Source organism: Rathayibacter sp. AY1E3, from assembly GCF_002932235.1.
GTDB lineage: Bacteria > Actinomycetota > Actinomycetes > Actinomycetales > Microbacteriaceae > Rathayibacter.
On record NZ_PSVN01000001.1, the window covers coordinates 216,075 to 234,071 of the forward strand.

Here is a 17,997-nt window from a genome sequence, read left to right on the forward strand (position 1 = left end):
GCCGGGATGTCGGTGCGGTCGTCTCACCCCCAGTCAAGGCGCCTCGTGTTTCGCCCTCGTGACGGGAGGAACGCGGTCTCGTTACGGATCCGCCGTCACGGGAGCTTCTTCCGGTGGAAACCACTCCGAAACATCCCGGCCGTTGACTGGACGCGTTCCACTCCGCACCACTGCTCCACCCCGGCGGACGTCGTCCCGCGTCGTCTCAGCGCATCCCGCCGGAGCCATGCACTCGCACGCCGCTTCGGCGGACCGACACCAGGAGGAACCATGTCCGTCTCCCAGGAGATCGAAGACCAGGTCAGCGCCAACATCGAGATGTCGCGCTCCGAGATCGCCCACCCGGCGCTCCCGAAGGGCAGCAACCTCTACGGCTCCACCAAGGTCTTCCCCGACTACCAGGCCGAGCCCGGGGAGTCGTACCTGACCCTCGTGCACGGCATCGCCCACGAGTCCTCGGTCAGCTTCGTCGCAGTGCTCCAGGCCACCCGCGCGGCGCGGAAGGGCTACGAGTCCGCGCTCTACTTCTACGGGCCCGGCACCATCAACGCGATGGCCACCCGCGGCTTCCCGACGGTCGGCGACTCCGGATTCCCCGGCGAGCAGAACCTCAACAACGCCATCGAGACCTTCATCCAGGAGGGGAACCGCGTCTTCGTCTGCCGGTTCGGCATGGCGCTCCACGGCCTCCGCGAGGAGGACCTGATCGAGGGCTGCATCCCCTGCCACCCGCTCGACGTGCAGGACGCGCTCATCCACTACGCCCGCAAGGGCGCGATCATCAACTCCACCTACAACCTGTAGGCGATCGCGATGACCCTCGTCGGATCGGTCGCGGCGAACTTCACCCGCGACCTGGATCAGAACTACGCGCTCATCGCCTCCCTGGCCGAGGAGGCCCGCGAGAGGGGAGTGCGCTTCCTGGTGCTCCCCGAGGCCGCGATCGGCGGCTACCTCTCCTCGCTCGGCAACCACGGCGACACGGTCGCCACCACCCGCCGCTCCCTCCCGCCGGCGGTGCGCCTGGACGGGCCGGAGCTGCGGCGGGTGCAGGAGATCGTCGGCGACCTGGTGGTGGCGATCGGCTTCTGCGAGCTCGACGACGACGGCGAGACCCGCTACAACGCGGCCGCGCTCCTGGACGGCGGGCAGGTCTACGGCAGCTACCGGAAGGTGCACCAGCCGCTGGGCGAGCACCTCTCGTACTCGCCGGGCCCGGGCTACGGCACCTTCGAGACGCCGGTCGGCCGGGTGGGCCTGCAGATCTGCTACGACAAGGCGTTCCCCGAGGCGGCGCGGTCGATGGCGCTGGACGGCGCCGAGATCATCGCCTCGCTCTCGGCGTGGCCGGCCGCTCGGACGGCGACGGCCGAGAACCTGCAGGAGGACCGCTGGACGTACCGGTTCAATCAGTTCGACATCGCCCGCGCCCTCGACAATCAGGTGTTCTGGCTCGCCTCGAACCAGTCGGGGACCTTCGGCTCGCTCCGCTACGTCGGGAACGCGAAGGTCGTCGATCCCGGCGGCAACGTGCTCGCGACGACGCTGCTCGGAGCAGGCATGGCCGTCGCCGACATCGACGTGCGCGGCGCCTTCGAGGCGATGCGCGGCGGGATGTTCCACCTGCGCGACCGGCGGCCCGACGCCTACGACATCGACCGGGTCTGGAACGGAGGACTCGTCCATGCCTGAGATGACCTTCCACGTCCGCTGGCCGGACGGCTCGGAGGAGCGCTGCTACTCGCCGAGCCTGGTCGTGCACGAGTTCCTCGGGACCGGGACCGCCTACTCGCTCGAGGACTTCGTCGCCCGTTCGAGTGAGGCGCTGCGCATCGCGTCGGACCGGGTGCGGGAGCGGTTCGGGTTCGCCTGCACCTCCGCGATGCAGCAGGAGTCCGACATCCTCCGCACGGCGCAGCGCTTCGAGGGCGGCACGGTCAGGGTGCTCGCGATGGAGCCGCCCGCTCCGGCCGGGCAGCGGGTGCGGCCGTGAGCGCCGCTATCGAGCCCGGGCGCCACGTCGAGGTCGCGGTGGTCGGAGGCGGGCAGGCCGGGCTCTCGATCAGCCGGCACCTGGTCGACGACGGCATCGAGCACGTCGTGCTCGAGCGCGCGACCATCGGCCACGACTGGATCGACCGCCGCTGGGACGCCTTCACCCTCGTCACGCCGAACTGGCAGTGCCGCCTCCCCGGGTACCCCTACGACGGGCCGGACCCGGACGGATTCATGACGCGCGACGAGGTGCACGCGTGGGTGCGCCGCTACGCGCAGAGCTTCGACGCCCCCGTGGTCGAGGGCGTGGAGGTGAGCCGGCTCCGCGAGCGCGTCGGGGGAGGTTTCGAGCTGATCACGAGCGCGGGCGCGATCACGGCCGACCAGGTCGTCGTGGCGACCGGCGGCTACCACCGCCCGGTCCTCCCCGCCGTCGCCGCGCGGCTGCCGTCGGACGTGCTGCAGCTCCACTCCGCCGACTACCGCTCGCCGGAGGCGCTCCCGCCCGGCGGCGTGCTCGTCGTCGGCTCCGGGCAGTCGGGCGCGCAGATCGCCGAGGACCTCTTCCTCGCCGGGCGCGAGGTCCACCTCGCCCTCGGCAGCGCGCCGCGGGTGGCGCGCTTCTACCGGGGCCGCGACTGCGTCGCCTGGCTCCAGGACATGGGCGTGTACGACGTGCCCGTCCACGCGCAGGTCGGCGGGCTCACCAAGCGGGAGTCGACCAACCACTACGTGACGGGGCGCGGGGGCGGGCGGGACATCGACCTGCGCGCCTTCGCCCGCGACGGGATGCACCTCTACGGCCGACTGGCCGGGGTGGAGGGGTCCCGGCTGCGCTTCGCCCCCACGGCGGAGGCGTCGCTCGACTACGCGGACTCGGTCGCGGAGTCGATCAAGGACGACATCGACCGCTACATCGCGGCGCACGGCATCGACGCTCCCGAGGAGGACCGCTGCCGTCCGGTCTGGCGGCCGGAGTCCGAGGCGACCGGGCTCGACCTCGCGCGCATCGGCAGCGTCGTCTGGGCGGTCGGGTTCCGCTCCGACTATCGCTGGGTCGAGATCGGCGTGTTCGACGGCGCCGGCCATCCCACCCACCGGCGCGGAGTGACGAGCGTGCCGGGCCTGTCGTTCCTCGGGCTGCCGTGGCTGCACACCTGGGGGTCCGGCCGCTTCGAGGCGATCGCCCGCGATGCGGGGCACCTGGCGGAGGAGGTCCGGCGAGTGCGCGAGGCGGGGCGCTTCGCTCGGGAGCGCGAGCCGGATCTCGCCGGATAGCCTCCTCGCATGACGGAGACGGTGATGGGTGCGGTTGCAGCGCACTTCGGTCGCGACATCGACCGCACCCTCGCCAAGCTCGCCGGCATCATCGCTCACGCCCGCGAGCGCTCGGTCGACCTGCTCGTGCTCCCGGACGCGACCCTCGGCGGCTACCTGCTCGACCTCCAGCACCCCGGGCCGGACCTGCCGCCGAGCCTCGAGCTCGATGGGCCGGAGGTCGCCCGCGTGGCCGAGCTGGCGGGCGATCTCACCGTGTGCTTCGGGATCGCGGAGCGCGCGCTCGAGGGCGGTCGCGAGGTCCGCTACGACACCGCGGTCTGCGTGCACGGCGGGCGCGTGATCGGCACGCACCGCAAGGTCCACCTGCCGCTGGGCGAGTCCGAGGCGTACCTGCCGGGTCGCGGCTTCGCCGCCTTCGACTCGCCGATCGGGAGGATGGGGATGCTGATCGACTTCGACAAGACCTTCCCGGAGTCCTCGCGCTCGCTGGCCCTCGACGGCGCGGAGGTGCTGGCCTGCCTCAGCGCGTGGCCCGCGAGCGTGACCGACCGTTCCGATCGGATCCGCAACGACCGCCAGGCCCACCTGTTCGATCTCTACGACTGCGCCCGCGCCGCCGAGAACCAGGTCTACCTCGTCTCCTCGAACCAGACCGGCGTGCTCGGCGGCCTGCGGTTCCTCGGGCAGGCGAAGGTCGTGGATCCGGCGGGAGAGATCATCGCGAAGACCTGGGCGAAGGGCGGGCTCGCGCTCGCCTCCGCTGACGTCGCCGGCTCCGTCGCCCGCGCCCGCCGCACGATGCACCACCTCCGCGACCGCGCGGAGCACGCCTACCGGAGCTGAGATGCGGATCTGCGTGCTGACCTACTCCACCAGGCCGCGCGGCGGGGTGGTGCACACCCTCGCCCTCGCCGAGGCGCTCGCGCGCGCCGGACACGACGTCACGGTGCGCACGCTCGCCCGGGGCGGCGACGACTCCTTCTTCCGCCCCGTCGATCCGTGCGTGACCGTGCGGGTGGTGCCCTTTCCGCACCGCGAGGGCGAGCCGGTCGGCGCCCGCATCGTCCGGTCCATCGCCGCGATGGCCGAGGCCCTGCGGGGCGAGGACGCCCCGGTCGTCCACGCGCAGGACTGCATCTCGGCCAACGCGGCGCTCGCCGCCGGACTCGCGCCGATCCGCACGATCCACCACCTGGACGACTTCACCACCCCGGAGCTGCGCGCCTGCCACGACCGCGCCGTCCGGCTCCCCCTGACCCGGCTGTGCGTGTCCGCTGCGGTCGCCGAGGAGGTGCGCGCCGGCTGGGGGCTGCTGCCCGACGTGATCCCGAACGGTGTCGACGCGGCGCGGTTCGCGGCCGCCGTCGACGATCCGCTGACCGGGCGGTGGCGGGCCGAGCTCGGCCCGTACCTCCTCGCCCTCGGCGGCATCGAGCCGCGGAAGGGCAGCATCGAGCTGCTCGAGGCGTGGGCTCTGCTGCGCGAGCGCGGCCACGACGTCGCGCTGGTGTTCGGCGGCGGCGAGACCCTGTTCGACTACCGCGAGTACCGGGCCGCCTTCGACCGGAGGGCGGCCGAGCTCGGGATCGCTCCGGTGATCCTCGGCACCGTTCCGGAGGAGAGGCTCGCTCCGCTCGTCGCCGGCGCCTCCGCGCTGGGCTTCGTCTCGGTGAAGGAGGGGTTCGGGCTGGCGGCGATGGAGGCGCTCGCCGCGGGGGTGCCGGTCGTGGCGCGGGAGCTGCCGGTGATCCACGAGGTGTTCGGGGACGCGGTCCGCTACGGGCGGGACCCCGCCTCCTTCGCCGACGCGCTGGAGGAGGCCCTGACGCTGCCCTCGCCGGACGGCCGGGCCCTGGCCGCCTCGCACTCCTGGGACGACGTCGCGGCCGCGCATCTGCGGTTCTACGAGCGGGTGCTCGACGGCTCGGTTCAGAGCTCAGGAGGAACTCCTCCGGACGGGCCGGGATCCGCGCGAGCAGGCGTGCCCGGATGACTCCGTCCTGCCGCCTGGACACGATCGGGCGCCGCCGGTGACCCGCCGGTCGATCTCGCGCATCGTCACCGGTCTCGCCGACGCCGATCCCGACCGGATCGTCGCCGTGGCCGACGAGGGCGCGCTGACGGCGGGGGAGCTCGACCGCGAGAGCACCCGCCTCGCCCGCGCCTACCGCGATCTCGGCGTCCGGACCGACGACCTCGTCACCGTCTCGCTCTCGAACTCGCTGGACGCGCTCGTCGTCTGCGCGGCGGTCTGGAAGGCGGGCGCCGTGCCGCAGCCGGTCTCGACCGGGCTGTCGGCGGCGGAGCGCGCCGAGGTGGAGCGGATCGCGCGGCCGGCGCTCGTCATCGGCGCGCCCTCCTCCTCCGCTGTCCCGTGGCGCGCGGGCGACTGGCGGCCCGGGCCGGAGGTGCCGGCCGGCTCGCTCGAGGACCGGTGGGCCTCGTCCTGGAAGGCGCCCACCTCCTCCGGCAGCACCGGGCGGCCGAAGGTGGTGCTCGCCGCGGGCCCGGCGCTGCTGGACCCGGACGCGCCGGTCGCGCCGTTCCTGCCGCGCGAGGGCGTGCAGCTGGTGAGCGGCCCGCTGATGCACTCGGCGACCTTCACCTACACCTTCCGCGGGCTGATGACCGGGCAGCGCCTGGTGCTGCTGCCGCGGTTCGACGCCGCCCGGGTCCTCGCGGCGATCGAGGAGCACCGCGTCACCTGGACCCTGCTCGTCCCGACCACGATCCGCCGCCTGCTGGCTGCGCCCGAGCGGTCGGGGGCGGACGTGTCCTCGCTCGCGACGGTGCTGCACCTCGGAGCGCCCTGCGCGCCCGCCGACAAGCGGGCGCTGATCGGCTGGCTCGGCCCGGAGCGGGTGGTCGAGGTCTATGCGGGCAGCGAGTCGAACGGACTGACGATGATCACGGGACGGGAGTGGCTGGAGCACCCGGGCAGTGTCGGACGGCCGATCAGCGGGACGACCCTGCGCATCCTGCGGGAGGACGGCACGGAGGCTCCGACCGGCGAGCTCGGCCGCATCTGGCTGCACCGCGGCGAGGCCCCCGCCTACCGCTACCTCGGCGCGGGCTCGCGGCGGACGGAGGAGGGCTGGGACACCCTCGGCGACGTCGGCCGCGTCGACGGGGACGGGTGGCTCTGGGTGGTCGACCGCGCCGACGATCTGATCCTCCGGGGCGGAGTGAGCGTCTGGCCGGCCGAGGTCGAGCGGGTGCTGGAGGCCCTGCCCGGAGTCCGCGGGGCGGTCGCCTTCGGCGTGCCGGACACGGAGCTGGGGCAGGCGGTGGAGGCGGTCGTCGACGTGGGCGACGCGGGCGTGGACCCGGCCGGTCTGCTCGCTCGGGCGAACGCCGAGCTGGGCGCTGAGCGGCGCCTCCGAGCCCTCCGGATCGTGCACGAGCCCGTTCGGAGCGACGCGGGCAAGGTCCGTCGCTCCGCGCTCGCCCCCGTGGCGCAGACGCTCGGGACCCACCGTTCCGCCGGCACCCCGGATGGGCCAGAGTAGGCCCTGCGCCCCCGCGTACCGACTCCAGGGAGACCCGATGAAGTACATGCTGATCATGCGCGCGACCGATGCGGCGAAGGAGGCCTACGCCTCCATCCCGTTCGACGAGATCATCACCCGGATGGGGCAGTACAACGAGGCGATGATCGAGGCGGGCGTGCTGCTCTCGGGCGACGGCCTGGCCGACGACGTCGCCTCCTCCGGCTTCGTGGTCGACTTCTCCTCCGAGCCGCCGACCGTCGTCGACGGCGCCTACGGCCCGACCGAGTCGCTCTTCAACGGCTTCTGGATCATCGGGGTCGACTCGAAGGAGCAGGCCCGCGAGTGGGCGCTGCGCTGCCCGCTGGTGCCCGGCAACCGCCTCGAGGTGCGCCGGATCACCGACGAGAGCGACTTCGCGGAGTTCGCCGACAACGAGTACGTGCAGAAGGAGGCCGGCTGGCGCGAGGACGAGGCGGCGCGCGCCTCCGGGGACTGACGCGGCGGCGGGCGTCACGCCTCCGTGACGACGCCCGCCTCGACGTGCCAGTGCCGCGTCAGCTGCACCGTCTCGAGCATCCGCCGGTCGTGGGTGACCAGCAGCAGGGTGCCCTCGTACGCCTCGAGCGCCTCCTCCAGCTGCTCGATGGCGACGAGGTCGAGGTGGTTGGTCGGCTCGTCGAGCACCAGGAGATTCGTGCCGCGGGCCTGGAGGAGCGCCAGGGCGGCCCGGGTCCGCTCGCCCGGCGAGAGCTCGCCGACGCGGCGGCCGACGTGGTCGGCCTTCAGCCCGAACTTCGCCAGCAGCGTGCGGACCTCGGCGGTCGGCCACTCGGGCACCAGCGCCTCGAACGCGTCCGCGAGCGGCACGTCGGCGGCGAGCATCCCGCGGGCCTGATCGATCTCGCCGATCGCCACGCTCGCTCCGAGAGAGGCGCCGCCCTCCTCCGGCTCGGCGCGGCCGAGGAGGAGCGACAGCAGCGTCGACTTGCCGGCGCCGTTGGGCCCGGTGATGCCGATCCGGTCGCCCGCGTCGACCTGGAGCGACACCGGCCCGAGCGTGAAGGCGCCGCGGCGGGCGACCGCGCCGTTCAGCGTCGAGACGACCGAGCTCGAGCGCGGGGCGCTGCCGATCGTGAAGGCGAGCTGCCACTCCTTGCGCGGCTCCTCGACCTCCTCGAGCCGCGCGATCCGGCTCTCCATCTGGCGCACCTTCTGCGCCTGCTTCTCGCTCGACTCCGCCGAGGCCTTGCGGCGGATCTTGTCGTTGTCGGGGGCCTTCTTCATCGCGTTGCGCACGCCCTGGCTCGACCACTCCCGCTGGGTGCGGGCGCGGGAGACCAGGTCGGCCTTCTGCTCGGCGAAGTCCTCGTACTTCTCGCGGCGCTGGCGGCGCGCGGTCTCGCGCTCCTCCAGGAACGCGTCGTAGCCGCCTCCGTAGACCCGGTTGGTGCCCTGCGCGAGATCGAGCTCGAGCACGCGGGTGACGCTGCGGGCGAGGAACTCGCGATCGTGGCTCACGAGGACCGCGCCGCCGCGGAGCCCGCGGACGAAGGCCTCCAGGCGCTCCAGGCCGTCGAGGTCGAGGTCGTTGGTCGGCTCGTCGAGCAGCACCACGTCGAAGCGCGAGAGCAGCAGTGCCGCGAGGCCGACCCGCGCCGCCTGCCCGCCGGAGAGGGAGGTCATCGTCGAGGAGGCGGCCGCGGCGCCGAGCGACAGGCCCAGGTCGGCCAGGACGACCGGGGTGCGCTCGTCGAGGTCGGCCGCGCCGCTCGCGAGCCAGCGGTCGAGAGCGAGGGCGTACCGGTCCGCGATCGAGCCGTCGGGATCGGGGTCGGCCAGGGCGGCGGCGGCGGCGTCGAGCTCGGCGGAGGCCTCGGCGCAGCCGGTGCGGCGCGCGATGTAGCCGGCGACGGTCTCGCCCTCGCGGCGCTCGTGCTCCTGCGGCAGCCAGCCGACGAAGGCGTCGCCCGGCGAGAGCACGACGGAGCCCTCGAGCGGAGCCGTCTCGCCCGCGAGGATGCGCAGGAGCGTCGACTTGCCGGCTCCGTTCGCCCCCACGACGCCCACCACGTCCCCGGGGGCGACCGTCAGGTCGAGTCCGTCGAACAGGGTGCGGTGCGCATAGCCTCCGGAGAGGCCCTTGGCGACGAGGGTGGCGGTCACCGGTCCAGCGTAGGCGCGGGCGACTCGCTAGACGGCCTGGTGATCAGCCGGTCTAGGATATGCGGATGAGCGACACGAGCCTGCGGAGCGGCGCCGGGTACTGGTACCCGGACGAGTCGTCCACCCGCCGCGCTGTCGAGGTGCTGAGCGCCATGCGCACGTATCGCGTCTCCGAGGTCTCGATGCGCCGCCGCACGCGCGAGCGGATGGCGATGGGCGAGACGGACCTGATCGCCATCCAGTACCTGCTCCGCCAGCAGCGCAAGGGCGAGCTGGTGACCGGCAAGGACTTGGCCTCGCACCTCTCCATCTCGTCCGCGTCGACCACGGTCCTCATCGACCGCCTGGTCCGCAGCGGCCACCTCGTGCGCAAGCCCAACCCGACCGACCGGCGCGGGATCGTCGTGGAGGCGACCGTCGACAGCGACGACGAGGTGCGCGCCACGCTCCAGGAGATGCACCGCCGGATGCTCGAGATCGCCGAGGACCTGGACGCCCTCGAGGCCGAGGTCGTCGTCAACTTCCTCCGCCGGATGAGCGCGGCCGTCGACGAGATCGACGCGGAGCACGGCGACGGGCACGATACGGACGAAGCCGACCCGGCGGAACCCTACGCGGCGAACTAGCTAGACGGACTAGTAATAAGCCGAGGGGCCTATAGTCTGGCGGCATGGGTCAATTCCTCTACGGCACTCCTCCTGCCGTCATCGAGATCGAGGACCGGACCCTGGCCCACCTCCAGATCGTGATCTACGCGAAGTTCCGCCGCGACGAGCGCTTCAGCCTCACCCTCGACTCGATGCCCGAGGGCGCGCGCGGCCGCCACTCCTTCTGGATGAACCCGAACATCGCCCTGCAGTTCCACTTCGCTGGGAGCCGGCAGCCGACGATCAACCCGACCTGGGTCGAGCTCCTGATGGACGCGGCGAACAGCGGCGGCGGGCTGCGCCTGCTCCCCGAGCCCCCGTCCTGACCCGGTCCCGGTGAGGCCGACCCGGCCCGGACGACCGCGGAGCTCCCCGCACGACGGTGGATCCGCAGCACCGGCCTCCTGCGACAGCGCACGTGCCCCCGGCCGCCCCGTCTCCTAGGGTGGAGCGGGCGCCGCGGGGCGCGCGGAGGGCAGGGGACATGCGCAGGACGGTCATCGGAGCGACGGCACTGGCCGGGGTGCTCGCGCTCGCGGGGTGCTCGGCGCCCGCTCCGGCTCCCACGGTCACGGTCACCGTGTTCGCCACGGCCACGCCGACTCCGGTGCCGGACCCGACCGTCACGGCGGCGCTCCCGCAGGCGACGGCCACGGTCTTCGCACCGGTCCCCGAGGCGACGGTCACCTTCACGCCGAACGCGACGCCGGACATCCCCGAGACCGCCTTCGCGGTCGACAACGGCGCGGTTCCCGGGGCGAACGGCGAGCCGACCCGCGACGGGGAGGGGGACATCGTGAGCTACACCGTGGTGCAGGGCGACACGTTCTTCGACATCGCGCAGCGCTTCGGGATCCCGGTGCAGCAGCTGCTCCGGATGAACCCGACGATCGCCGGAGCCGGCGAGGCGGTCTACATCAATGCAGTCATCAACCTCGACGCGAGCACGCTGGGCTGAGCGGAGCGGCGAGCCGCGGAGGCGGCCGCTCAGAGCGACCCGGCTACTGCGACTTCGGCAGGACGTGGAACGCGACGGCGAGCGATCCCGAGATCATCAGGATGCCGCCGACGAAGAGGAATCCGGCGATGTCGGGCAGCAGGAACGAGTTGCCGAGAACGAGGATCCCGCCGAGGAACAGCACGAACGAGAGGACGACGCCCAGACCAGTCATGCCCTCATCGTACGCAGGTCACGGGAGCAGGAGGTCCGCGAGCTCCTCGGCGCCGGACACCAGCGCGATCGTCCCGACCGCCTCGAGCGGCGATCCGTAGCCCCACTCGACCATGATCGTCGGCACGCCGTGGGCGGCGGCGCCCTGCACGTCGTGCTCGCGGTCGCCCACCATCACCGGCGCCGAGAGGTCGACGCCGAGCTCGCGGAGCCGGCGCAGCGCCTCCTCCACGACGTCGGCCTTGGCGCTGCGGACCTCGTCCTCGGAGGCGCCGCAGATCACCGTGAAGTACTGCGCCAGTCCGTAGTGCTCGAGGATGCGCGTGGCCGCCGACTCCGGCTTGGAGGTCGCGAGCGAGAGCGGCACGCCGGCCTCGGCGATGCGCGCGAGCACCTCGGGCAGCCCCGGGTAGACCGAGGAGTCGAACAGCCCGCCCGCGTTGTAGCGGCGGCGGTAGACCACGAGCGCGGCCTGCGCCTCCTCGACGGTCATCCCGCCGAGCTCGCGGAACGCCTCGAGCAGCGGAGGGCCGACGTAGGCCAGCAGCTCGGCCGGAGCGGGCACGGGGCGGCCCAGCTCGACGAAGGTCTCGACGAGGGTGCCGGTGATGCCGGGGGCCGAGTCGGTGATCGTGCCGTCGAGGTCGAACAGGATGCAGGACCAGGTGCCGGCTCGCGCGTCGAGGCCGGTGGCGGCGAGGGTCGTGTCGGACATGGCGGGCTCCTGACCTCGGAGGACGGGGTGACGTCGGCGCTGCCCCGCCGGGGGCCACACTCTACGGCCGTTCGGCGTCCAGAGCCCGTTCGACGAACGAACGGGTGACGACCTGGGCGATCGAGCCGGGGTCGAGCTGCACGGCGACGAAGTCGGCGGTGCGGATCAGCGCGAAGGCCTCGCGTCCGGGGAGGACCAGCATCTGCACCCGCGGATGCTGCTGCCGGGGGACCGCGGTGCGCACCTCGTCCGTGGAGGTGAACAGCGGCAGGACCTGCTCCCCGGTGGTCGTCGCGACGGTGCGGACGTGCGGCACGCCTCCGGGCTGGGAGCCCGTGACGTCGACCACGAGGGAGCCGTCGAGGCAGGCCTCGAGCAGCCGGTCGACGGCCTCGGCGGTGGGAGCGGCGACGAGCGCCTCCAGTGCTTCCCGAGCCTCCGCATTGCGGTACGGACCGGGTCGCGCCGGGCGTGCAGGGGGTCCGCCTCGTCGTGCCATGGCTCCACGCTAACGAAGACCGGGGCGTGATCGGAATCGCCGGGACCGGTTCCCGGGAATGCGCGCGATCGGTGTCCGAAATCGTTACGGCCGTCTGCGGACACCGTGTCCTCCATTCGACGGCTGGTGGCGAACAGCTCGATTCAGCCGTGATTGCCTCCGCTTATCCTGAACATTCCCCTCGACATGGCGCGAGAAAGGGACGAATGGCGCCATTCATGGCGCACTCGATTGTGAAAGGGGGTAATGTCTCTCCCGGTCCGGGTCGAGACAGTCCGGTCCCGCGAACTCCAGGAGGAAAAGTGGCCCAGAAGATCACGCTTGTCGACGATATCGACGGAACCCTTATCGATTCCGGTGACGGCGGTACCGTCCGCTTCAGCATCGAGGGCGCCAACTACGAGATCGATCTCGGCCCCGACAACATCGCCGAGCTCCACTCGGCGCTCGAGAAGTTCGTCTCGAGCGCCCGCCGCGTCGGCTCGCGCCCCGCGGCCGCCACGAGCGTCGCGACCGCCTCCAAGAGCGACCCCAAGCAGCTCAAGGCCATCCGCGAGTGGGCGAACGCCAACGGCCACCCCGTCTCCGACCGCGGACGCATCCCCTCCGAGGTCCAGGCCGCCTACCAGGCCGCCCACAAGTAGCGGCCGCCGGGCTCTCGGCCCGGTGAGACGCCGCATTCCCGGGCCTCGCGCCCGGTGAGCGGAAGGCCCCCGTGATCCGATCGCGGGGGCCTTCGCCGTGCCTGTCAGAACAGGCGGGTGTGGGAGTCGTCGGTGCCGCGCATGGCCTCGTAGTCGAGCACCACGCAACGGATTCCGCGGTCCTCGGCGAGAGTCCGCGCCTGCGGCTTGATCTCCTGAGCGGCGAAGACTCCCGTCACCGGGAAGAGGTGCGGATCGCGATTCATCAGCTCGAGATAGCGGGTGAGCTGCTCGACTCCGTCGATCTCGCCGCGGCGCTTGATCTCGACGGCGACGGCGGCTCCCGAGGAATCGCGGGCGAGGATGTCGACCGGGCCGATCGCGGTCATGTACTCGCGCCGGACGAGAGTGTGCCCCTCTCCGAGGAGGCCGATCTGCTCGGCGAGAAGGCGCTGGAGATGCGACTCCACTCCGTCCTTCACGAGTCCCGGATCGACGCCGAGCTCGTGCGCCGAATCGTGCAGCACCTCGTGGATCGAGACGACGAGAGCGTCGCCGGTCTTGCGGTGCGCGACGGTCCACTGCTGCGTCACTCCCGCGGCGCGCGCCTCCTCGTCGGGCTCGCCCGTGATCAGCGTGCAGGGAGGGCTCATCCAGTTCAGCGGCTTGTAGGAGCCGCCGTCGGAGTGGATGAGGACGCTCCCGTCGGCCTTGACGAGCAGGAGGCGGGTGGCGAGCGGGAGGTGGGCGCTGAGACGGCCGGTGTAGTCGACGGAGCAGCGCGCGATGACGAGACGCACCCGTCGAGGATAGACGGCGCGGCTCCGGCGGGCTCCCGGCTCAGCGCGCGGCGACGGGAGGCCGGCGGCCGAGCGGAGGAGCGGGCGGCGGCACCGAGAGCGAGGCGCGCAGCGCGACCGCGAACTCGGCCGGCGCCTCCGCCCAAGGGTGGTGGCCGCTCGACTCGATGACGGCCAGGCTCGCCTGCGGCAGGAGCGCGGTGAGCGCCTCCAGAGCGGCGATGCCCGTCACCGGATCGTCCTCGCCGCCGAGGACGACCGCGGGGCAGTCGAGGCGCTGCAGAGCGTCGCGGATCGCCGCGGTGTCGTCGGAGCCGGCGGGAGTCGTGTGACCGGCAGCCCGGTCGTCGATCCCGAGCCAGGCGGTGCCGGGGGCGATCAGGAGCAGGTGGGCGACGCGCTCGGGCGCGCCCACGGCGGCGAGCAGGACGGCGCGGCATCCGGAGTCGTGCGCGGCGAGATCGAGCTCGTCGACGCCGAGGTGACGGCGCAGGTCCTCCACGTCGGCGGCCGTCGTGGCCGGGGGAGCGGGAGGCAGCTCCGCGGAGCCGCCCACTCCGCGCGGGTGCAGCACGAGGACGCGGCGCGTGCAGGCGATCGAGGCGAACGAGCCGAGGTAGGAGGGGTGGCGCTCCGGCTCGCCGGGGACGACCACCAGGGGCCGCCCCTGACCGGCTCCGTGCTCGTCGACGTGGAGCAGGGCGCCGTCGCGCGCTCGGTACCGCATCCGCTCCCCCTCCGCCGCCGTCCTGGGAAGCCTAGGGGGAGGCGCGTCGGGGCGCCCGGGCCGCACGGGGGCTTGCGGCGGCGTCGAGGGCGGGGCGGTCAGCTCCGCCGGCTGCGGGCGGCGGGGGAGGCGAGCCCGGCCACGACCACCAGGGCCAGCACCAGGAAGAGGGCGTTCAGCAGGCCGTAGTGCTCGCCGAGGAAGCCGATCGCCGGCGGTCCGACCAGGAACGCGACGTAGCCGAGCATCGCCACCGCGCTGACGCGGGCGGCCGAGTGCGGCCCCTCCGCCGCGGCCGACATGCCCACCGGGAAGCCGAGCGAGCAGCCCAGACCCCAGGCGACCGCGCCGACGACGACGAGCGCGTCGACCGGGGCGAGGATGAACAGCAGGATGCCGACGATCGCGAGCCCGGCGGAGGCGCGCAGCACCGGGACGCGGCCGAAGCGGTCGAGCACGGGCCCGCCGATCACGCGTCCGACGGTCATGGCGGCGACGAACACGCCGAATACGACGGCGGCGGTCGTCTTGTCGGTGCCGTGGCCGTCGACCATCGCCAGGGTCAGCCAGTCGTTCGCGGAGCCCTCGGCGAAGGCCATGCCCAGCATGATCAGGCCAATGAGGACGAGGCGGCCGTCGCGCCAGACGCCGAGGGAGCCGGCGACGCGCTCGCGGACCGGCGGCTTCACCGTGGTCGCCGCGCCGGAGGTGTCGAGCTCCTCGCGGACCGGGACGAAGCGGATCGCGATCACCGCGGTCACGGCGATCACCACGGCGATCGCGCCGAGGTGGACGGCGACGGGCACGGCCAGGGCGGAGGCGCCCGCGCCGATCAGCGCGCCGGCCACGGTGCCGAGGCTGAAGAAGGCGTGGAACAGCGGCAGGAGCGTCTTGCCGAAGGCCTTCTCGTTGGCCGCTCCCTCGACGTTCATCATCACGTCGACCGCTCCGTTGCCGAAGCCGAGCATCGCCATGCCGGCGAAGGCCGCGGGGAGGACGCCGATGACGTCGGCCGAGACGCCCAGCACCGCGAGGCCCGCCGCCGAGACGGTGAGGCCGAGCGCCATGCCGCGCCGGGCGCCGATCGCGCCCATGACCGGCGTCGAGAACGCGAGTCCGACGATCGCGCCGATCGACATCGAGAGGATCAGCAGGCCCACTCCGGCGGTCGAGAGCTGGAGCTCGTCGCGGATGGCGGGGGTGCGCGAGACCCAGGTGGCGATCGAGATCCCGCTGAGGACGAAGATCGTGAAGACGGCGTTGCGCCAGGCGACCAGCTGCGGGCGCGTGAGCGCGGACGTCGAGGTCATGGCGGTTCTCCTGGTGCGGGCGGGATCCGGACACCGGATCGAGAGGCACGGTCGAATCGATTCGAAGCGAGCCGGTCTAAGCTATCCGGAACCCCGGGGACGGTCAACCGACGACGAGCGCGCCGCCCCCACGAGGAGGAACGTGGAACCCCGCAAGAGCCCCCGGCCGACGCTCGCCCGCGTCGCGAGCCGGGCCGGAGTGTCCCCCTCCACCGCCTCGCTGGTCTTCAGCGGCTCCGGCCCCGTCTCGGAGGCCACGAAGGAGCGGGTGCTGCGCGCGGCGTCCGAGCTCGACTACGCCGGCCCCGACCCGCGGGCGCGCTCGCTCCGCCGCGGCCGCTCGGGGATCGTGGGGGTCGTCGTGGACGAGCGGATGCTGCACGCGTTCCGCGACCCGATCAAGATCGCCATGCTCGACGGGATCGCCGACGTGCTTGGCGGGGTCGACGCCGGGATCCTGCTGCTCACCGAGACCGGCGACGGCGCGGGCCTGCTGGCGACGGCCCCGGTCGACGCGATGATCCTGGTCGGCTGCAGCCCGTCGGTCGACGACTCCGTCGCCGTGCTGCGCCGCCGGGGGGTGCCGGTCGTCGTGGTCGAGGGCCTCTCGGAGCTGGGCGGCGCCGTGATCTCGCTCGACAACCGCGAGGCCAGCCGCACCCTCGCGGAGCACCTGCGCGAGCTCGGCCACGAGCGGGTCGCGGTGGTCGCGCTCCCGTTCGCGAAGGACCGCCGCCGCGGCGCGATCCCGGCCGGCTGGCGCTCGAGCCCCAGCATCACTCCGGTCGACCGCCTCCTCGGCGTGCAGGACGTCTTCCCGGAGGCGTCGGTCGTCGCCGCCGCGGCGAGCTCCGTCGACGAGGGCGTCGCCGCGGGCCGCACGCTGCTCGAGGGGGCGGAGCCGCCGACCGCGGTCGTCGCGCAGAGCGATCTGCTGGCCGCGGGCGTGATCCTCGCGGCGGAGGAGCGCGGGCTGCGCGTGCCCGAGGACCTCTCGGTGGTCGGCTTCGACGGCGTGCAGGTGCCCGGTCTCGCGGCCGAGTACGACCTCACGACGATGGCCCAGCCCGCGGTCGAGAAGGGCCGTGCGGCGGGACGGGCCGCGGTCGCGCTCCTGGCCGACGAGGAGGCGGAGGCGGTCTGCTTCCACGCCGTCTTCCACCGCGGGAACACCAGCGCACCGCCGCGCTGACCGGAGTTGTCCACAGGCTTCTCCACAGGGGAGGAGTGCGGTCAGCGGATCCAGACGTCGCTGCGGACCCGGAGCCCGAGGGTGACCGCGCGGGCGCCGAGGAAGCCGACGGCGAAGGCGAGCCAGAGCGCGAGGAGGCGCCATTCGGTGGGCGCGGCGGGGGCGAGCAGGGCGAGCGGGACGAAGACGGCGAGGTTCGCGAGGCCGCTGAGCGCCAGGTAGCGGCCGTCGCCGGCGCCGATCAGCACGCCGTCGAGCACGAAGACGTAGCCGCCGAGCGGAGCGGTGAGGCCCACGACGGCGATCGCCGCGGGCAGCGGCCGCAGCACCTCCTGGTCGCTCGAGAAGACGTACGGCAGGACACCGCTCAGACCGGTGACCAGCGCTCCGAGCACTGCACCCGCACCGATTCCCCAGGTCACACAGCGTTTCGTGACGGCTCGGGCCTGCTCGGCGTCGCCCGCGCCGAGGAGGCGGCCCAGCAGAGCCTGCGCGGCGATCGCCACCGCGTCGAGGGCGAAGGCGACCGTCGAGAACAGCGTCATCGCCACCTGGAAGGCGCCCAGCTCCTCCGCCCCGAGCGAGGTGGCGGTCGCGACCGCGAGCAGGATCGCCGCGCGGAGGCTCGCTGTGCGCAGCAGCATCCAGCCGCCGGATCCCGCGGAGGAGGCCAGGCCCGCGAGGTGCGGCCGCAGCGGCGCGCCGACCCTCCGGGCGAGCCGCAGCGCGACTCCCGCGTAGGCCGCGAGCATGGCCCACTGCGCGATCACCGTCCCCAGTGCGGAGCCGGTTATCCCCAGGCCGGCCGGGTAGATCAGCACGGCGTTGAGAGCGGCGTTGAGAGCGAATCCGCCGGCGGCGATCACCAGCGGAGTGCGGGTGTCCTGGAAGCCGCGGAGGAGCCCGGTGAGCGCGAAGACGCCGAGCATGGCGGGGATCCCGGCCATGCTCACCGCCAGGTACCGCACGCCCGCCTCGGCAACCGCCGGCTCCGCGCCGAAGAGCGCCACGACGGCCGGAGCGGTCAGCGCGCCCACCACGGCGATGCCGGCGCCGAGGAGCAGGGCCAGCCAGCCGCCGTCGATCCCGGCCGCCACGGCCCTCCGCTCGTCGCCCTCGCCGAGGGCCCGGCCGACCCGCGGAGTGGTGCTGTACGCGAGGAAGACCATCAGGCCGACGATCGTCTGCAGCACCGTGCCGCCCAGCGCGAGCCCGGCGAGCGGGACGGCGCCGAGATGGCCGACCAGGGCGGAGTCGGTGAGCAGGAACAGCGGCTCGGCGACCAGCGAGCCCAGCGCCGGGACGGCGAGCCGGAGGATGCTGCGGTCGAGGGCGAAGGTCACCGCTCGACGCTAGCGGCTG

21 protein-coding genes are annotated in these 17,997 nt (G+C 73.2%); 13 read left to right on the forward strand and 8 right to left on the reverse strand.

Annotated features, from left to right (window positions below; translation table 11 throughout):
* Positions 1 to 270 precede the first annotated feature (270 nt).
* From C5C53_RS01085 to C5C53_RS01120, 8 genes are read left to right on the forward strand one after another with little or no spacing between them, the layout of a single operon-like run.
* Positions 271 to 804: an MSMEG_0572/Sll0783 family nitrogen starvation response protein gene (locus C5C53_RS01085; RefSeq protein ID WP_104222636.1), complete on the forward strand. Its 534-nt coding sequence runs from the start codon at positions 271 to 273 to the stop codon at positions 802 to 804.
* Between the two features lie 9 nt (positions 805 to 813).
* The gene (locus tag C5C53_RS01090; RefSeq protein WP_104222635.1) at positions 814 to 1,692 is read left to right on the forward strand and encodes a carbon-nitrogen hydrolase family protein; all 879 of its coding nucleotides are present in this window, start codon (positions 814 to 816) and stop codon (positions 1,690 to 1,692) included.
* On the forward strand, positions 1,685 to 1,993 hold the full coding sequence (locus C5C53_RS01095; RefSeq protein ID WP_104222634.1) for an MSMEG_0570 family nitrogen starvation response protein: 309 nt from the start codon (positions 1,685 to 1,687) through the stop codon (positions 1,991 to 1,993). Before C5C53_RS01090 ends, C5C53_RS01095 begins: the two co-directional genes overlap by 8 nt.
* Entirely contained in the window at positions 1,990 to 3,273 is a 1,284-nt protein-coding gene (locus tag C5C53_RS01100; RefSeq protein ID WP_219813950.1) for an MSMEG_0569 family flavin-dependent oxidoreductase, read from the forward strand. The genes C5C53_RS01095 and C5C53_RS01100 overlap by 4 nt, the downstream gene beginning before the upstream one ends.
* Positions 3,274 to 3,282: 9 nt before the next feature.
* A complete protein-coding gene (locus C5C53_RS01105) occupies positions 3,283 to 4,119 on the forward strand; it encodes a carbon-nitrogen hydrolase family protein (protein WP_104222633.1) in 837 nt (278 codons plus the stop codon).
* A 13-nt stretch (positions 4,120 to 4,132) separates the two neighbouring features.
* Positions 4,133 to 5,269 (forward strand): MSMEG_0565 family glycosyltransferase, encoded by a 1,137-nt coding sequence (locus C5C53_RS01110; protein ID WP_258075340.1) that lies wholly within the window; start codon positions 4,133 to 4,135, stop codon positions 5,267 to 5,269.
* Between the two features lie 37 nt (positions 5,270 to 5,306).
* Positions 5,307 to 6,785 (forward strand): AMP-binding protein, encoded by a 1,479-nt coding sequence (locus C5C53_RS01115; protein WP_104266582.1) that lies wholly within the window; start codon positions 5,307 to 5,309, stop codon positions 6,783 to 6,785.
* Between the two features lie 37 nt (positions 6,786 to 6,822).
* Complete coding sequence (locus tag C5C53_RS01120; RefSeq protein WP_104222630.1) at positions 6,823 to 7,263, forward strand: YciI family protein; 441 nt, start codon at positions 6,823 to 6,825, stop codon at positions 7,261 to 7,263.
* 14 nt (positions 7,264 to 7,277) lie between these two features.
* Here C5C53_RS01120 and C5C53_RS01125 read toward each other — a convergent pair whose 3' ends face one another.
* A complete protein-coding gene (locus C5C53_RS01125; protein ID WP_104266583.1) occupies positions 7,278 to 8,930 on the reverse strand; it encodes an ABC-F family ATP-binding cassette domain-containing protein in 1,653 nt (550 codons plus the stop codon).
* 65 nt (positions 8,931 to 8,995) lie between these two features.
* Here C5C53_RS01125 and C5C53_RS01130 point away from each other — a divergent pair, with 65 nt between their 5' ends.
* From C5C53_RS01130 to C5C53_RS01140, 3 genes are all read left to right on the forward strand, one after another.
* Positions 8,996 to 9,556, forward strand: a complete 561-nt coding sequence (locus tag C5C53_RS01130) for a MarR family winged helix-turn-helix transcriptional regulator (protein WP_104266584.1) — start codon at positions 8,996 to 8,998, stop codon at positions 9,554 to 9,556.
* A 44-nt stretch (positions 9,557 to 9,600) separates the two neighbouring features.
* Positions 9,601 to 9,903, forward strand: coding sequence for an ATP-dependent DNA ligase (locus tag C5C53_RS01135; protein ID WP_104225758.1), 303 nt, complete (start codon positions 9,601 to 9,603; stop codon positions 9,901 to 9,903).
* Between the two features lie 158 nt (positions 9,904 to 10,061).
* Entirely contained in the window at positions 10,062 to 10,535 is a 474-nt protein-coding gene (locus C5C53_RS01140) for a LysM domain-containing protein (RefSeq protein ID WP_104222627.1), read from the forward strand.
* A 43-nt stretch (positions 10,536 to 10,578) separates the two neighbouring features.
* On the opposite strand, the gene C5C53_RS16945 is transcribed toward C5C53_RS01140, so the two are convergent.
* The 3 genes from C5C53_RS16945 to C5C53_RS01150 all read right to left on the reverse strand — a co-directional run bounded on the left by C5C53_RS16945 (position 10,579) and on the right by C5C53_RS01150 (position 11,962).
* On the reverse strand, positions 10,579 to 10,749 hold the full coding sequence (locus C5C53_RS16945) for a hypothetical protein (RefSeq protein WP_159911733.1): 171 nt from the start codon (positions 10,747 to 10,749) through the stop codon (positions 10,579 to 10,581).
* Between the two features lie 18 nt (positions 10,750 to 10,767).
* On the reverse strand, positions 10,768 to 11,463 hold the full coding sequence (locus C5C53_RS01145) for an HAD hydrolase-like protein (protein WP_104222626.1): 696 nt from the start codon (positions 11,461 to 11,463) through the stop codon (positions 10,768 to 10,770).
* A gap of 61 nt (positions 11,464 to 11,524) precedes the next feature.
* The gene (locus C5C53_RS01150) at positions 11,525 to 11,962 is read right to left on the reverse strand and encodes an SseB family protein (protein ID WP_104222625.1); all 438 of its coding nucleotides are present in this window, start codon (positions 11,960 to 11,962) and stop codon (positions 11,525 to 11,527) included.
* Between the two features lie 302 nt (positions 11,963 to 12,264).
* On the opposite strand from C5C53_RS01150, the gene C5C53_RS01155 reads away from it, so the two are divergent.
* Positions 12,265 to 12,606: an Lsr2 family protein gene (locus C5C53_RS01155; RefSeq protein ID WP_104222624.1), complete on the forward strand. Its 342-nt coding sequence runs from the start codon at positions 12,265 to 12,267 to the stop codon at positions 12,604 to 12,606.
* A 104-nt stretch (positions 12,607 to 12,710) separates the two neighbouring features.
* Here the strand turns inward: C5C53_RS01155 and nucS are convergent, their stop codons facing one another.
* The 3 genes from nucS to C5C53_RS01170 all read right to left on the reverse strand — a co-directional run bounded on the left by nucS (position 12,711) and on the right by C5C53_RS01170 (position 15,443).
* The gene (gene nucS / locus C5C53_RS01160) at positions 12,711 to 13,406 is read right to left on the reverse strand and encodes an endonuclease NucS (protein WP_104222623.1); all 696 of its coding nucleotides are present in this window, start codon (positions 13,404 to 13,406) and stop codon (positions 12,711 to 12,713) included.
* 40 nt (positions 13,407 to 13,446) lie between these two features.
* Positions 13,447 to 14,133, reverse strand: coding sequence for an alpha/beta fold hydrolase (locus C5C53_RS01165; RefSeq protein ID WP_104266585.1), 687 nt, complete (start codon positions 14,131 to 14,133; stop codon positions 13,447 to 13,449).
* A 98-nt stretch (positions 14,134 to 14,231) separates the two neighbouring features.
* Entirely contained in the window at positions 14,232 to 15,443 is a 1,212-nt protein-coding gene (locus C5C53_RS01170) for an MFS transporter (protein WP_104266586.1), read from the reverse strand.
* 142 nt (positions 15,444 to 15,585) lie between these two features.
* Between C5C53_RS01170 and C5C53_RS01175 the strand changes: the two genes are divergently transcribed.
* The gene (locus C5C53_RS01175) at positions 15,586 to 16,635 is read left to right on the forward strand and encodes a LacI family DNA-binding transcriptional regulator (protein WP_104335426.1); all 1,050 of its coding nucleotides are present in this window, start codon (positions 15,586 to 15,588) and stop codon (positions 16,633 to 16,635) included.
* Positions 16,636 to 16,676: 41 nt separating this feature from the next.
* Here C5C53_RS01175 and C5C53_RS01180 read toward each other — a convergent pair whose 3' ends face one another.
* Positions 16,677 to 17,978: an MATE family efflux transporter gene (locus C5C53_RS01180; RefSeq protein WP_104266587.1), complete on the reverse strand. Its 1,302-nt coding sequence runs from the start codon at positions 17,976 to 17,978 to the stop codon at positions 16,677 to 16,679.
* Between the last annotated feature and the right edge of the window lie 19 nt (positions 17,979 to 17,997).